Below are 15,317 nucleotides of genomic sequence, written 5' to 3' on the forward strand. Positions count from 1 at the left end.
TTTATGATGAGGTCACTCTATTCCGGTGTTTCCGGACTTAAAAACCACCAGGTCCGAATGGATGTCATTGGAAATAACATCTCTAACGTCAATACTCACGGTTTTAAAACCGAAAGGGTTACGTTTCAAGATATGATTTCGCAGGAACTCCGCGGAGCTTCCGAACCGAAGGAGAATATCGGAGGTGTGAACCCGCAACAAGTCGGCTTGGGATCTTTGATTGCTGCGATCGATAAAATCATGACTCAGGGTTCTCTGCAAACGACCGGAAAGAATACGGACGTCGCAATGTCAGGCGAGGGTTTTTTCATCGTCAAAGACGGAGACAAACAATTTTATACGAGAGCCGGCGCTTTTAATTTGGATAAGAACGGATACTATGTAAACCCGGCTAACGGACTAAAGGTGCAAGGTTGGAACGCGAGACTGGACGATAAAGGAAATAAATTTATCAATTCCTCGGCTTCTATCGAAGATATCGTGATTCCTGTTTATTCTAAAGAACCAGCGAGAGCGACTTCGCAGATCGACTTTAAATCCAACTTGAATTCTTCCGTACCTGCTGTACCTCCGGATGCGACTCAAGACGAAATCAGCGCGATGATCAACGATCCGGATCCGAAGATGAGAAGAGGGCACGTCACCACTATCAAAACTTTCGACGATCAGGGGATTCAGAGAGAATTCAAGATGGAACTTTATAAGGTTCGAGATAACACTTGGAAAGCTCGTCTGAGTCTGACCGATGCGACTCAACTTTCAGTGGACGTCGCCGGAACCGGCGGTCAAAACACACAACTTCCGGGGAATACCGAGATCGAACTCGGATTTACCCCGGACGGAAAACTCGTCTACGTTTCCGATGGAACCGATTCGATGAACACCGGTAAGTTGAATGCGAAAGTTTCATTTAGAATTCCGGGCAATCCCGCGGTTCAAAACTTCGACCTTAATTTGGGAGAAGCCGGCATGGTTGACGGAATCACTCAGTTCTCTTCCGATTTTACAACCAAGGCAGTAAAACAAGACGGTTATACCATGGGTTATCTGGAATCTTTTTCGATCGATAATTCCGGAACCGTAACGGGTGTTTTCTCCAACGGAGTTCGCCAACCTCTCGCGAGAATTGCGACAGCCGTTTTTAATAACCCCGCCGGTTTGGATAAGGCGGGAGATACGATGTTCGCGTATTCCATGAACTCGGGAGAACCTAACATCGGTGAGGCGGGAGTTCAAGGAAGAGGAAAAATCAACGCGGGTCTTCTTGAAATGTCTAACGTGGATCTTTCCGATCAGTTTACCGATATGATCGTAACTCAGAGAGGTTTCCAGGCAAATTCGAGAACCATTACAACTTCGGATCAAATGATCCAGGAAGTCTTGGGTCTGAAACGTTAAGGATTCCTTAATAACTTCCTCTTAGACTCCGCTTAACGCCTAAGAGGAAGTCTCCTTCTTTGGAGAATTTTTCAAAACATTGTTCATTTTTATCTCAGATCGCCTTTTCTCCGCCTCCGATTCTTTCCCAAAACCGAAATTTACGAAGAATTCATTTCTTAAATAACGGTTAATTTTTTTTGACATGTTTGGGGAAAAATTCTCTTTCCACTATATTTCCAGTACGGTTTCATTGGTTCCTGGTAAGGATGAGTCAGAAGTTTCCTAAATACATCATTACGGACTCCCGTTCAATCGCCAAAAGACTCAATCCGGTCGTTTCTCGTTTAGAAGTCCAATTTTTAGAATTAAAAGAATTCTTCGAATCCGAGTCCATTCGGGATTCCATCGGTTTTTTAAACGTTATCTTTTATCTCACCATTCCCACGCTCAAAGAATATCAGAAACAGATCCATAAACAGTTTCAGAGCAACCCTCTGATTCTAAGCCGATTTATCCTGAACGATAGCCTTGATTTTACGGAATCGCCGGATTTGAAAATTGAGGAAGATTTGATTTTTGCGATTCTTCCGGAAACTTCTTCGGATGTGATTTTGAATAAGACGGTCTTAAACGCGTTCACTCAAATTCAGATGATTACGGATCAGTTCGATCTTCAACACAAGGTCAATACTACAAAATACGAAATTTCAAAACTGACTCGAATCGGAATCAGTCTCGCAGACGAAAAGGACTTTAATAAACTTCTGAGAGAGATTATTTTCAGCGCTCGAGAGATCGCGGTCGCCGATTCGGGTTCGCTTTATCTTGTCGAAAAGGACGAACTCGGCTTTATAAAAAATCTTAGATTCAAAATTTCTTCGATGGATATCGATACGGAAGAATTCTTACTTCCGATTAACAAGTCGAGCATCGCGGGTTACGTTGCGGCAACAGGGAAAATTCTGAACATTCAGAATGTCTACGATTTGCCCGAAGACGCCGAATATACTTTCAACAGTAATTTCGACGTACTTTCCAATTATCACACGAAGTCCATGCTCGTAGTTCCTATGAAAAATCATAGAAACGAAGTGGTGGGAGTCATCCAGCTCATCAATAAAAAAAGAAACTTCAATCAAAAGTTGACCGTGGATCAGATGAAAGGAAAGGACATTCTTCCTTTTGACGATTATTCCGCTCAGCTTGTGATGAGCGTCGCCGGCCAAGCCGCCGTCGCGATTCAGAATAATAATCTTTTACAGGAAATCGAAACTCTTTTCGAAGGATTTGTCACTGCGTCCGTAAACGCGATTGAATCCCGGGATCCGACTACGAGCGGTCATTCGTTCCGTGTGGCCCTTTTGACGGTGGGACTCGCAGAAACCGTGGATCAGTTCGAAGAAGGGAAATACAGGGATATCAAATTTTCCAAGGAACAAATCAAGGAAATACGTTATGCGTCTTTGCTTCACGATTTTGGAAAGGTCGGAGTTCGCGAGAAAGTCTTGGTCAAGTCCAAAAAACTGGAGGACTACGAACTCGAACTGATCCGCTGGAGATTCCAATACATCAAAAAAGATATAGAATCGAGAATTCTGCAAAAAAAAACGGACTATCTCAAAAAGCACGGAAGCGCCGGATTTTCCGACTACGAGACTTCTTTGGAATTTGAGCTCCAAGTGGAATATCAAAAGCTCGATCAGATGTTTCAGATCGTAATCGATTCGAACGAGCCGTCCATATTAGAGGAATCTAATTTTCAAATGTTGGAAGAGATTGCGAAGGTGAATTACTCCACGACGGGCGGGGAAAATCTGAATCTCATCTCTCCTTACGAATTCGGCTTTCTTACGATCAAAAAAGGATCTCTGGACTTTGCCGAAAGAAAAGAAATCGAGTCGCACGTCGAACATACGTTTCAATTCCTAAGCAAAATTCCTTGGACCGGAGATCTGAAGCTGGTCCCGTCGATCGCGCACGCGCATCACGAGAAGCTGGATGGGACCGGTTACCCGAGGGGATTGGCGGGAGATTCGATTCCGGTTCAATCTCGAATCATGACGATCTCCGATATTTTCGACGCTCTTACGGATAAGGATCGTCCTTATAAAAGAGCGGTACCTCTGGAAAGGGCATTGGATATTTTGCAGATGGAAGCTCGTGAGAATCACGTCGATCCGGATCTTTTGAAGATATTTATCGAAGGAAAAGTTTATGAAAGACTTTCCAATTCCGGACATCTGCGATGATCGGGATCTTTACTTTATGATTTTTTCGGTTTGAGTTTTATTTTCGTTCTTTGAGAAAGGATTCGACCAGGGAGAGAAAATGATTTCCCCTTTCTTCGAAATTCTTATACTGATCGAAGCTCGCGCATGCGGGCGAAAAAACTACCGAAGAGACTGAAACTCCGTTTTCCAGTTGAATTTGGAAAGAATCGTCCGGCGTTTCCGGATGTTTCGTTTTTCCATTTTTTAAGATTGTAAAAGCGTCGCCTAACGTATTCACCGCAAAAAGCCGGTTCCCGAGGAGTTTCCGAATCCCTTCTTCCCACGCGGGGCGTCCTTCTCCGATGAGAATCACACAACCGATTCCTTGTATTAGAAAATCATAAAGCGGTTTCGGATCTTCCAGTTTCGGTCTTCCGCCTAAGACGAGACAGGTTTTTTCCCTGTTTTTCCAAGTCGACATTCCGGCAAGCATACTGTGAAGGTTCGTCGATTTAGAATCGTTGATAAACGAAAAGCCGTTCTTTTCTCCCGCGATCTGAAATCGATGCGGAAGGCCTTTGAAAAGAGGAATCTGATATTGAATCGATTCGGGTTTTCCGCCGATCGCTTCCGATACAAGAATGGAAGCGGCTAGATTCTCCCGATTGTGAGTTCCGGGAAGATGAAATTGAGAAAGATCGTAGTCGAATTTTGCGGTTCGAATTTTCAAAGAATCCTCATCCAAAAACGCGTCGGCTTCAGCAGTTCTTCCAAAACACAAAAGTTTACAACGAAATTCTACGGAGTTCAGAATTCTTTCTTTGATCTTTTGCGAAACTATCAAGGAATGATTTTCATTTTGGAGATCCGCAATCTTTAACTTTGCTTGGAAATAATTTTCCATAGTTTTGTGTCTTTCCAGATGATCCGGCGCAATATTCAAAAACACGGAAGCGTCCAATCGAAGCGGAGACGAATCGTCCAATTGATAGCTCGAAAGTTCAAGAACCGCCAAGGAGATCGGTTCCTTACAAAAGGAAGTGAAGGGAATTCCGAGATTTCCGCCTTCTCTTAGATCGGTGAAATCTTTTTTTAAAAGATGAGCCGTAAGAGCCGTTGTCGTGGACTTTCCATCCGTCCCAGTAACTCCTATGATTCTTCCCTTAAAGAAATGTCTTCCGAGATCGATTTCCGAAAATACCGGAATTCCTTTTTCTTTTGCAAAGATAAGAATCGGATGAGTCGGCAAAATTCCGGGCGACTTGATGATAAGAGAAACTTGAGGAAGAAAATTTGGTTCTGTAGAATCCGAAAGATAAACGATCGAGCTTTTGTTCGGAGGATTTCGATCACAAAGAATGGGATCCGCTCCTAAAGCTATCAAAAGATCCAATGCTGAATTTCCGGAGATTCCTCCGCCGAGAACAAGAGTCTTCTGGCCTTTTAGGGACTCGGGAAATTTCATTTTTTGACCTTGGAACAGTGATTGACAGGTTATTTTCACCCCCGATAGTTGTCAGTAGCAAAAACTTAAGGATATTCCCTTGCTCGATCACAAAGTACGCGACGGTGTTTTGATTGTTTATCTCAAAGGACGTTTGGATGTTTCCATCGCCAATGAAGTAGAGGAAAATCTGAATGATCTGATCGACAATCAAGGTCATAAAAAAGTAATTCTGAATATGCAGGAAGTAGATTATATGTCTTCGTCCGGATTCAGAGCTTGTATTTCCACCCTTAGAAAACTCAATTCCAAAGAGGGTGCATTAAAGATTAGTAATATAAAACCGGCGGTCAAACGTATCTTTGACGTAATCGAACTCACCTCTCTTTTCGATATTCGCGAAACCGAAGACGAGGCTTTGAAATCTTTCTAAGCCTCTGATGTCTTCTACTCAATTGCACCGGGTCCTCCGGGAAATCATCACAACCAAACAAAACGAAATCAAGAATACGCCGAGTTACGATCCGGTCCCTTATCAAGGTCTCGGACTTCGGGAATCTCTGAGAAGCCGTAAATTCTCCATCATCGCGGAATGCAAAAGAAAGAGCCCTTCTGCGGGTGAAATTCGAAGCGACTATGATCCGGTAAGAATCGCGAGCACTTATGAGGACTGCGGGGCTTCCGCGATTTCAGTTCTTACCGATAGGGATTATTTCGGCGGTTCTTTGGAAGATTTAAAGAACGTTTCTTCCAAGGTGAGAATTCCCGTTTTAAGAAAAGATTTTATCCTAGACGAGATTCAGATTCGAGAAGCGAGAGAATTCGGAGCGTCCGCGATTCTTTTAATCGTAAGAATTCTGACTCCGGATCAGATTAAGACGTTTTTGAAATTCGCTTCTTCCTTGGGAATGGACAGTCTTGTGGAAGTCCACACGTCCGAAGAGGCGAAGTTGGCCCTGGACTGCGGCGCTGAAATCGTCGGGATCAATACGCGAGATTTGGATACGTTTCAGATTCATAAGAATTTAGTGGAGGAAGTTTCTTCCTTTCTTCCGCCTAACGTTGTCAAGGTGGGAGAATCGGGCGTGAAAAACCGTTCAGACTTGGACAACTTTCGAAAGCTCGTGGACGCCGCTTTGATTGGAACTTATTTTATGGAGAAACCGGATATTCACAACGCTTGGCTGGATCTATTTTAGAAATTTCGAATATATTCTTATCTCTCCTGCAAACTATCTCACCGAAAAAACTTGCTACGGACTTAAAATCCGTTCTCTGTTAGAATTTCGGCGGAGCTTTCGTTCTTTTAAATTCCTCAAAAACGTTTTAACTTCGAGAGTTCGGTCCGATGACAAAGAGCAGTCTTGGGAGATCTTCAGGAATAGACATTTATCAATAAAGAGGTTCGAATTTTAGAATGGTAATTTCCGCAATTTGAGAATCGTTTTTAGAAAAAGTGAGGAAAGCCATGATTCGATATTCATTTTTTTGGTTGCTTCTTCTTGTGTTCGCTTTTCTAAACGCAACGATAAGAGAGCTTACTTATAAGAATTTTTTCGGTGAATTTTTATCTCATCAAATTTCGGTTTTTACTGGAATCGTTCTTTTGAGTATTCCGATCGCCGGAATTGCTAAATTCTTTCCGTTTTCCAGCGCCCGACAATCGTTTCTCGTCGGAATTCTGTGGCTGATTCTTACCGAAATTTTCGAATATACGATGATCGTTCTATGGTCTCGAAAGCCGAACTCCGACTTCTTTCAGGCGCATGATGTTTTTCACGGCGAACTATGGATTTTTATTTTAATTTGGATTGTCGTTTCTCCTTATTTATTCTATCGAGCCTTCGGTCGTTCGTAGGCGGATAAAATCGGGCTCGAAGTTTTTTTCATAGGAGTTCCTACTTTGAAGATTATAGACTTTTTGTAGGTTGAGGTTTTGCGAAGTTCGCCTAACCGCACATCTTTCCTATAATTCAAGATTGTCGTAGTTCCGACGAAAAGAGTTGGTTAGACTTTTCAAGTGAAGCTGCGCCTATAAGAAGTTCGTATAAACGCACATCTTTCCTACAATTCAAGATTGTCGTAGCTCCGACCAAAGCGTCGGCTAAACTTTTCAAGTGAAGCTGTGTTTATGCGAAGTTCGTATAACCGCACATCTTTTCTACAATTCAAAATTGTCGTAGCTCCGACGGAAATAGTTGGTTAGACTTTCCCGTTAAAGTCGCGCTTGTGCGAAGTTCGTATAACCGCAGAAAGCTCGGTGCTAAACTTTGCATATTCTTTTCGAATACCGCTCGTGATCTGCTTTTGCTTTGTGTCGCTTCCTCGGCTATGAGGTTTTATGCGAAGTTCGCCTAACCGCACATCTTTCCTATAATTCAAGATTGTCGTAGTTCCGACCAAAGCGTCGGCTAAACTTTTCAAGTGAAGCTGTGTTTATGCGAAGTTCGTATAACCGCACATCTTTTCCATAATTCAAAATTGTCGTAGCTCCAACGGAAAGAGTTGGTTATATTTTTCCGTTAAAGTCGCGGCTACGCGAAGTTCGCCTAACCGCACAGCTTTTCTACAATTCAAAATTGTCGTAGCTCCGACCAAAGCGTCGGCTAAACTTTTCAAGTGAAGCTGTGCTTATAAGAAGTTCGTATAAACGCAGAAAGTCCGATTTCAAAACCTAAGTCTCTCGCTCAAAAAGGAGAACAATTTTCAAAAGGTTGTTTCTGTTCTTACCCGATCCTCTTCAAAACGCAACAAGCCTGAAAGCCATATCTCCATCAGATCCGATGACCGGCTTTAAAAGAGAGGACTTAAGATCAAAGGATGCAGTTAGGGAACATAAGAATCTTTCAAAGAAAATTCGCGATGTTTTGAAAGGAAGAAAGATCGTTGTCTTTGGATTTTAAAAAGAGTTCAGCTTTGCATCATCTTGTGGGGATTCTTTTTTCTCTTCTCCGAAAAATCACCGTTGAAAAGAGTTTTCTCTCAGACCCTAACGAAAAAAATCGACTGGAAGGACGATTCCCATGACCCAAGAAACGCTCGGAGAAGTTCAAACCGGAAAGATTCCTTTGAAGGGGAGAACCTTAAAAGAACTTTCGGATATCATGTCCTCTCTGGGTGAAAAGCCTTTTCGAGCAAAACAGATCTATCATGGTCTCTATGTAAACCGTTACGAATCCTGGGAACAATTTACCACATTCTCGAAGGCCCTCAAAGAAAAATTGGAAGAACTCTGTTCTCTTACGCGTCTTCAAGTAGTGAAACATCTCAAGTCCGTGGATGGAACTCAAAAATTCACCTTCACTTCCGAACTCAACAGCGGAAAGGAATTTGAAGCGGTCTGGATTCCATCCGGAGACGGAGGAAGAAAGACGATTTGTATCTCTTCTCAAGTGGGCTGTACTCTTAACTGTAAATTCTGTGCCACCGCGAAATTGGAATTTCAGGGCAATCTCAAGGCCCACGAGATCGTAGATCAGATTCTTCAAGTCGAAAAAATCGTGGGCGATAGAGCGACTAACGTTGTTTTTATGGGAATGGGAGAACCGTTTCACAACTACTTCAACGTGATTCGCGCGGCGTCCATTCTTCACGATCCGGACGCTCTCAACTTGGGCGCGAAAAAAATAACGATCTCCACTTCCGGAGTGGTAAACGGAATCAGACGGTTTATCGAAAACAAGGAACCCTATAACTTCGCGATATCTCTCAATCATCCGGATCCGAGCGGAAGAAAGGAAATCATGGATATCGAGGAAAAATTCTCTCTTCCCGAACTCATTCAAGCTGCCAAGGATTTTACGAGAGAACTGAATCGAAGAATCACTTTCGAATACGTTATGATCCCCGGAGTCAATATGGGACAAGAGAACGCAAACAAACTCGTAAAGATCGCGAGATCCATGGATTGTAAGATCAACGTGATTCCTCTCAACACCGAGTTCTTCGGATGGAGAAGACCCACGAGGAGCGAGGTGGAAGAATTCATCGCGCTCTTGGAACCGGCCGGAGTTCCGATTCTCAACCGAAGATCTCCCGGAAAAGATATTTTCGGCGCCTGCGGAATGCTCGCCTCAAAAAGTTGACCTCAGCTTTCCTTTTTGAAAAATGGGGCAATGAATCCGAGAAGAATTCTTCTTTTCCTCTTATTAACGATCTTACCTTTTGTTTCCTGTCAGGAATACGTTCAACAGAAATGCAGTTCCGCGTGTAAGTTCTTCGTTCAATGCGCGGTGACCACGTTCAAGGACGTTAAAGTCACCGAACTTGAAAAGAATCAAGCGATGATCGACTGCGAGAGCGGTTGTATCCGGGAACAAAGTTTCGTTCTTCCCTGTTTCGAATCCGAAACTACATGCAAAGGTTTTAATACCTGCGTACTCGAATCCGGATTTATGGATTAAAAAAGGAATAAAAAATGAATTCAATCTCATCCGATAAACCCTTGATTTCCGTCAGAGTTCTTTTTGTTCTTCTTTTGATTTCGATTCTTCCTTTGCTCTTTACGCTTCCTCTCGACGTGATCGACATCGATTCCTCCCAATACGCTGAAATTTCGAGAGAGATGGTGGAGGGCGGAAATCCGTTTTTTATCCGAGACAACGGACGCAGATATCTCGATAAACCGATCCTTACGTTTTGGAAAATTTCCCTTTCGTTTCTCGTCTTCGGTTATCAAAACTTCGCGTTTCGTTTGCCGGCTCTTCTCTTCACGTTTCTTTCCTTCTGGGGAATTTTCAAACTCACCGAATTGTATTCCGGAAGCCGGCTTCGCGCTTGGATTGCGGTATTTTTATATTCCCTTTCGCCCGGACTCTACTCGATGGTCGTGGATCCGAAGATCGACGTCTACTTGACTCCGTATCTGATCTTAGTACACGCCTTTTATTATTTAGGATTTAAGAAGAATCGAAATTACTATTATCTCATGTATTTTGCGATGGGCCTCGGGTTTATCACAAAAGGACCGATCGCAATGGTGATTCCCGCTTTGTCGATCGGAGGAGACATCCTTTTTAGAAGGGATTGGAAGCGGCTTCTGGAGATGAAATTGTTTCCGGGTGCGATTCTCGCGATCCTTCCGCCTATCCTTTGGTCGATTCCTCTTTATCTTGAGTTTCAGACTTACGGTCCTTATTTCTTTTTGTGGATTCAATCCTTCGGAAGATTCTACGTGAAGATGTACAATCAGAAGTTCAATCCTCTCTTTTTCTATTCCAACTTTTCCTGGGCTTTCGGAATTTTCATTCTCCCTTTTGCGGGTTTTGTGATCGATCGGGTAGGGAAATTTTTCAGAGGAGGGAAGTCTAAATTTGTTTTTCAGAATATTCTAAAAAATGAATATAAGAATCTGGATTTTGTTCCCGGATTCTGGCTTTTTCTGTTCTTATTTTTGATCAGCTTCTCGAGATATCAGCTTCCCCAGTATATCTACTGGTGTCTTCCCGCGGCGGCGGTGATCGGCGCCGGAGTTTTGGAATCGATTCTTCTCTCTTTGAAAGGATCGGAAGAACGGGATTCTTTTTCTAAAATCGGAACGGTTCTTCTTTTGATCACCGCGGGAGCTTTTTTCGCAACGATTTTGATTCTTCCCGCATTGAGTATCGAAGTCGGATGGAATTATTTGATTCTTCCGGCGGTTTACTTTGCGGTTTTTATTTGGATTTTTTTTCAAACGGGTAAGGAAGGGCGCTTGCTTGCGTCTTGGATTTTTCCCGTTTCTTTATTTTTTTCCATCGTGAGTTTGTATCTTTATCCTATGTTGACTTCGTATCAGCCTTCGAAAGAAATCGGTTCCTTTATCCGCGAGAACGAACCGGGAAAGGAAAAACTTTTTCTCTTCGGAGTTCCCGCTTCGAAAAGATCGTACGCATACTATTCTCAAAGAATTTCAAGAACCCTTTTTGATCCGGCGATCTTGGTCGACGCCATTCAAAAGGACGGGCAACGTTATCTGGTCGTTCAGGACAAATGGGTGGGTAAGATGGATGAGTTCTTCGGAAAAGACGTTCGTTTTGAAACTGTAAAAGAATTCCCTTCTTATAAAGTGGCGACTCCGGAAGGGAAATTCTTCTTAAAATCCCAGAGAGATAAGATTGCGGGAAAGGTGATTTTAATGCGGGCCACTTTGGTAAAATCCGAGAAAAAATGAAAGGCTCTAAAAAATGATGAGGAGAATTTCCAATTTTCCCGAATAATAAAGTAGGCTAAATTGTGAGCCTGGTTTGGTTTTGGTCCCTGGGTAAAACCGGGGACTACTTTTCTCCCTCTTTTCTCGCTCGAGAAATCTGAAATCCTCTTTCGAACAGTGTGGGAACTCTTACGTTTTAAAAGTAGGAACTCCTATGTTTTAAAAAAATCGGAGAATCTGCGGGAATATTTTTCTCAATGCTCTTTGAGCTGGAATTGTTCATGTTCCGCCGACGACGCATAGGTCGAAAAAAGGTTGAAATCGGACTTGAAGTCCCGTTGAGATAGAACGCGTGAATCAATTCTTTTAAGAAAGGAATTTTCGTTCATTTTTTCTTAAAAATAATCTGAAAGGACAAAAAGGATAACTTCTATGGATCTGGAATATTTCGTGGAAAAACTTGCCAACCCTGCAAAAAGAGCGATTCTTACCTTGAAGCTAAAAAGAATCCAGGATTTTGCGAAATACACCAAAGAGGAGATTTCCAAACTTCATGGAATCGGCCCCAATGCGCTCGCCCTGATTGAGAAGGAGATGAAATCGCTGAAGATCAGTTTTAAAAAATCCGGCGGGGCGGATTCTTCCGCTAAGGGAGTGAAGTTTCAAACGATAGACGAGTACATCGCTTGCTTCCCGAAAGAAATCCAAAAAATGTTAAGCGAAATGAGAAATCTCATTAAAAAATCCGCACCGATGGCCAAGGAAAAGATAAGCTATAATATGCCGGCTTTTGCATATAATGGAAATCTCGTCTATTTCGCGGCTTTTAAAAAGCACATCGGATTTTATCCTACGTCGAGCGCCACAAAAGTATTCGAAAACGAATTGGCCCCTTATAAATTCTCGAAAGGTGCGATTCAATTTCCTCTGGATAAGAATTTACCGAAAACTCTCATCTCAAAGATAGTTAAGTTCAGAGTCGAGGAAAACCAAAGCAAATCGAAATGAGCCAAAATCAACCTTTTGACTTGTAAGTTGGCGGATCGCATCGACTACGCGGATCTTGACGCGAGTGAGGTCATAAGAACATGCGAAGATGATAGGAAGATCATCCTTGATTTTGAAAATCGAATTTATAAAGGAGAACCATGAAAATCGTTTTACTAATCTTTTTTGTTTGTTTCAGTTTATCTTTTGCCGAAGACGTTGCAAAACCGATTCCTGCGCCCAGTGTATCTAGAAAAGAATTACTGATCGCGTTTTTAGGAGGAGAAAAGAACGTTTCAAATGTCAAGATCGTCGAAGTGATTTTAGAAAAGCGGCAAGGAGCTTCGTTGCATCTGCATCCTTGTGATACGATCGGAGTGGTAACACAAGGAACGATCACTTTTCAGATCGAAGGTCAGGCGGAACAATTCTTAAAAGCCGGAGACGCTTTTTTTGAACCGGAGAATGCAAGGATAGCGAAATTCAATAATGAAAGCGAAGCGCCCGCAAAGTTCGCGGTATTCTATCTTTTGCAAAAAGCGGGCGATCCGACGGTTCAAGTTCTTGAAAAATAAAAAAGCAAAACTCGTTTTTAGGCGATTGTTAGCTTGAGGCGCAATGAGGTTTTTGGTTTTACAATGACGCAGATCAGTGTGAATAAAAAGTCGCCTTTCGGAAAAAGCGAATGCGATTTGCTTTGGCGTTTTTAAAAAAACTGAATGAAAAGAATTCGGAGCATAAAGAATATTATACCGTGTTTGTACAAAACCAAGAAATCAAAAAAAATATCGGAAGAATTCTCATCGCCCTTTTTTCGGCGATTTTCTGTTTTCATTTTTTAATTTTGATCGGAGTCATTCCGTACACGATCGTCTGGGGCGGGAGGCTGGAGAATCTGCAACAGATGTACGGATTCGAAGCGGTTTCCATTCTTTTGAATTCGTTCTTTCTTTTTGTGATCCTTATGGAACGCAGATGTATACGAAGATACTTTTCGAATTCGGTTCTAAAAGTAATTTTATGGGGAATGGTCGTTTTGTTTTTCTTGAATACTCTCGGTAATTTGAATTCCCTCAATCAATTGGAAAGCATCGTGTTTACACCGATTACATTTTTGATCGCTTTGTTTTGTCTTCTGCTGGTCTGAATCGGAACATTGATAAGCGACATTCTAAAAAAAAAATGAATATGAAAACTGACAAATCGGATTCTTCTTTTAGGGCGACGGAAGAGAGGGCGGCGGTCGGAAATGTAAATTCGCACGACGCCTTCCTGAAAATGAAAAAGATTCTGTTCGATCCCTTCGGCTTGGAGCCGAAAAATATACTTATCGAAAAGGAAAGTACGGAATACGGCGCGTGTCGATTCGAGCTGGACGGTTTAAGAATCACTTTTCGAGTCGCGAAAATTACTCCTACAAAGACCGGTCAGTTTGTTACTCTTTGGAAACGCAAAAAGGAAGGACCGATCGAACCCTATCATATCAAAGACGACGTCGATCGTTATATAATTTTCGTGAATTTTCAAAGTCGATCCGGACAATTTATTTTTCCGAAAACGATCCTACACGAAAAAGGAATTCTATCCGGCAAAAAAGAAGGCAAGCGGGGTTTTAGAGTCTATCCTCCTTGGGACTTGTCGCTTAACAAACAAGCTCAAAAAACTCAATCCTGGCAGTCGGATTATTTTATGGAGAATCTTTCGGACCCGATCCGCGATAAGATCAATGTTCGTAAACTTCTTTCTTAAGAGGATGAAATTGGGTTTCAGCCGACGTTTAGTTTTCTTGCTGATCCTGATAAATTTAATTTCTCTTTCCGGCGATCCCGCTTTATACGATCCGCAGAAGATAATCCTGAGTATCGAAAATCCCGCGAAGAAAAAAAGTTTCACAAAAAAGAATCTTGTCTTATTCGGAAAACGAAAAGAGTTCGTTTTGATTCGGGGATTCTTTCACGAGTTGGAAGTATTGGAGGAAGCGACTAAAAACGGAGAACGAGGGTTTTTAGTTTTGAAACCTTTTTCTTTTGTGAGGGAATCCAATCCTTCCTCGGGTTGGCCTTCATGGTATGCGTTAGACGCCGTGCTGGTGAATGTTGGTTGGGTCCCTCTAAACGGATTGAATCATAAATATAAAAATTTAAATTATGATGAGCCTTTGTTCAGGGAACCGATAACGATTTACGGGAGGATTCGAAATTCATCGAGTCAAAAAATTTATAAAAAATCGGGAGTTATCCTTTTAAAGCCGAGGAGCATTGTCGAACTCTGGGAGGAGATCGACAATAAGAGAAACGTTTCCGATCTTCCTCCCTACGCCTTAAACGCGCTGCCGATTTGTTTGGATTTGATTTCGAACTTGTGATTTTTTTTTAGAATGAACTCCATATTCATTCTTTTCGGTTTCCGAGATCGGCCTTTCGCGGATCCTACCAATCGTCCTTAAAAGTAAAAAAAGTTATGCCCGCACAAAAACTATTGGAATTACTCGCCGACTTAACCTGTCCGATCGATCCTTTTGTCTTCGCCGGTTTTGGATCTGAATACCAAGAAGAATATTTGTCCAAGAAAGATGATACTTTCGATCTCGAGGATCGTCATATCGAACAATTTTTTCGTTCTTGCGATATCGAAGAAACCGTCTCTCATCTGTTTTCAATTCTTATAACAAAACCCACCGATTTTTATGAAAACCTGGCAACGAGAAGATCGGACGCTTGGGATCATTCGGTGAACCTAATGATTTCGAAGGCCTCGGAAAAGAAACCGGAAATAGTCTCGTCGGTTTTTTTACGATCTGCACACGAAAATCCCCGTCTTCAAAAAAAGATGATCGAATTGCTCGGTTACTTGGACGTAAAGATTTCTTTTCCGATTCTGCAGGAGCTTGAATCTTTGTGGAAGGAATTGGACCAGGATGAAAAAGAAATCTTCGATTTTATCCGCTCTGAGTTTTCCAAACAGCGCAATCTCTGATTCACTTCGTTTATCAATTCTTGCGGTAATACTAACGGGATATAGGCGACCTTTTTTGTTTCTCTTTTTTAAATCGAGAATGGAATGATAATTATATCCGCCTCCTTATAAGTCGGGCCGAGTTTTCAGGGGTTTTTATCGGAATAAATTAGAATTTATTATATAAAACATTTGTAATTCACTTTTATTT

Annotated in this window: 15 protein-coding genes; 14 read left to right on the forward strand and 1 reads right to left on the reverse strand. The window is 42.1% G+C overall.

Translation table 11 applies throughout. The annotated features are described in order from the left end of the window. The first annotated feature begins 3 nt into the window (after window positions 1-3). Together flgE and CH376_RS07210 are read left to right on the forward strand one after the other, a co-directional pair. Complete coding sequence (gene flgE, locus CH376_RS07205) at window positions 4-1,398, forward strand: flagellar hook protein FlgE (protein WP_100785883.1); 1,395 nt, start codon at window positions 4-6, stop codon at window positions 1,396-1,398. A gap of 248 nt (window positions 1,399-1,646) precedes the next feature. Next, on the forward strand, window positions 1,647-3,629 hold the full coding sequence (locus tag CH376_RS07210) for an HD domain-containing phosphohydrolase (RefSeq protein ID WP_100786016.1): 1,983 nt from the start codon (window positions 1,647-1,649) through the stop codon (window positions 3,627-3,629). A 37-nt stretch (window positions 3,630-3,666) separates the two neighbouring features. Here CH376_RS07210 and murD read toward each other — a convergent pair whose 3' ends face one another. Further along, window positions 3,667-5,055, reverse strand: a complete 1,389-nt coding sequence (murD, locus tag CH376_RS07215; protein WP_100785884.1) for a UDP-N-acetylmuramoyl-L-alanine--D-glutamate ligase — start codon at window positions 5,053-5,055, stop codon at window positions 3,667-3,669. Between the two features lie 79 nt (window positions 5,056-5,134). Here murD and CH376_RS07220 point away from each other — a divergent pair, with 79 nt between their 5' ends. The 12 genes from CH376_RS07220 to CH376_RS07280 all read left to right on the forward strand — a co-directional run bounded on the left by CH376_RS07220 (window position 5,135) and on the right by CH376_RS07280 (window position 15,127). Continuing rightward, entirely contained in the window at window positions 5,135-5,467 is a 333-nt protein-coding gene (locus CH376_RS07220; protein ID WP_010575596.1) for an STAS domain-containing protein, read from the forward strand. Window positions 5,468-5,474: 7 nt separating this feature from the next. After that, window positions 5,475-6,233, forward strand: a complete 759-nt coding sequence (locus CH376_RS07225) for an indole-3-glycerol-phosphate synthase (protein WP_100785885.1) — start codon at window positions 5,475-5,477, stop codon at window positions 6,231-6,233. Between the two features lie 269 nt (window positions 6,234-6,502). Further along, window positions 6,503-6,892 (forward strand): hypothetical protein, encoded by a 390-nt coding sequence (locus CH376_RS07230; protein ID WP_100785886.1) that lies wholly within the window; start codon window positions 6,503-6,505, stop codon window positions 6,890-6,892. A gap of 1,165 nt (window positions 6,893-8,057) precedes the next feature. After that, complete coding sequence (gene rlmN, locus CH376_RS07240; protein ID WP_100785888.1) at window positions 8,058-9,119, forward strand: dual-specificity RNA methyltransferase RlmN; 1,062 nt, start codon at window positions 8,058-8,060, stop codon at window positions 9,117-9,119. Window positions 9,120-9,149: 30 nt separating this feature from the next. Then, entirely contained in the window at window positions 9,150-9,437 is a 288-nt protein-coding gene (locus CH376_RS07245; RefSeq protein ID WP_069606545.1) for a Cys-rich protein, read from the forward strand. Between the two features lie 14 nt (window positions 9,438-9,451). Beyond that, window positions 9,452-11,185 carry an ArnT family glycosyltransferase gene (locus tag CH376_RS24935; RefSeq protein WP_100785889.1) on the forward strand — a complete coding sequence of 578 codons (1,734 nt, stop codon included), beginning with the start codon at window positions 9,452-9,454 and terminating at the stop codon, window positions 11,183-11,185. Window positions 11,186-11,758: 573 nt separating this feature from the next. Then, window positions 11,759-12,172, forward strand: coding sequence for an iron chaperone (locus CH376_RS07255; RefSeq protein WP_100786017.1), 414 nt, complete (start codon window positions 11,759-11,761; stop codon window positions 12,170-12,172). A gap of 140 nt (window positions 12,173-12,312) precedes the next feature. After that, window positions 12,313-12,726 (forward strand): cupin domain-containing protein, encoded by a 414-nt coding sequence (locus CH376_RS07260; RefSeq protein ID WP_100785890.1) that lies wholly within the window; start codon window positions 12,313-12,315, stop codon window positions 12,724-12,726. Window positions 12,727-12,836: 110 nt separating this feature from the next. Next, window positions 12,837-13,298: a hypothetical protein gene (locus CH376_RS07265; protein ID WP_100785891.1), complete on the forward strand. Its 462-nt coding sequence runs from the start codon at window positions 12,837-12,839 to the stop codon at window positions 13,296-13,298. Between the two features lie 131 nt (window positions 13,299-13,429). Continuing rightward, the gene (locus CH376_RS07270) at window positions 13,430-13,900 is read left to right on the forward strand and encodes a MepB family protein (RefSeq protein WP_165781772.1); all 471 of its coding nucleotides are present in this window, start codon (window positions 13,430-13,432) and stop codon (window positions 13,898-13,900) included. A 37-nt stretch (window positions 13,901-13,937) separates the two neighbouring features. Further along, on the forward strand, window positions 13,938-14,516 hold the full coding sequence (locus tag CH376_RS07275) for an SURF1 family cytochrome oxidase biogenesis protein (protein ID WP_165781765.1): 579 nt from the start codon (window positions 13,938-13,940) through the stop codon (window positions 14,514-14,516). Window positions 14,517-14,611: 95 nt separating this feature from the next. Beyond that, entirely contained in the window at window positions 14,612-15,127 is a 516-nt protein-coding gene (locus CH376_RS07280; protein WP_100785893.1) for a hypothetical protein, read from the forward strand. Window positions 15,128-15,317: the final 190 nt, after the last annotated feature.

Source organism: Leptospira adleri (genome assembly GCF_002811985.1).
In the GTDB taxonomy this organism is placed as follows: domain Bacteria; phylum Spirochaetota; class Leptospiria; order Leptospirales; family Leptospiraceae; genus Leptospira; species Leptospira adleri.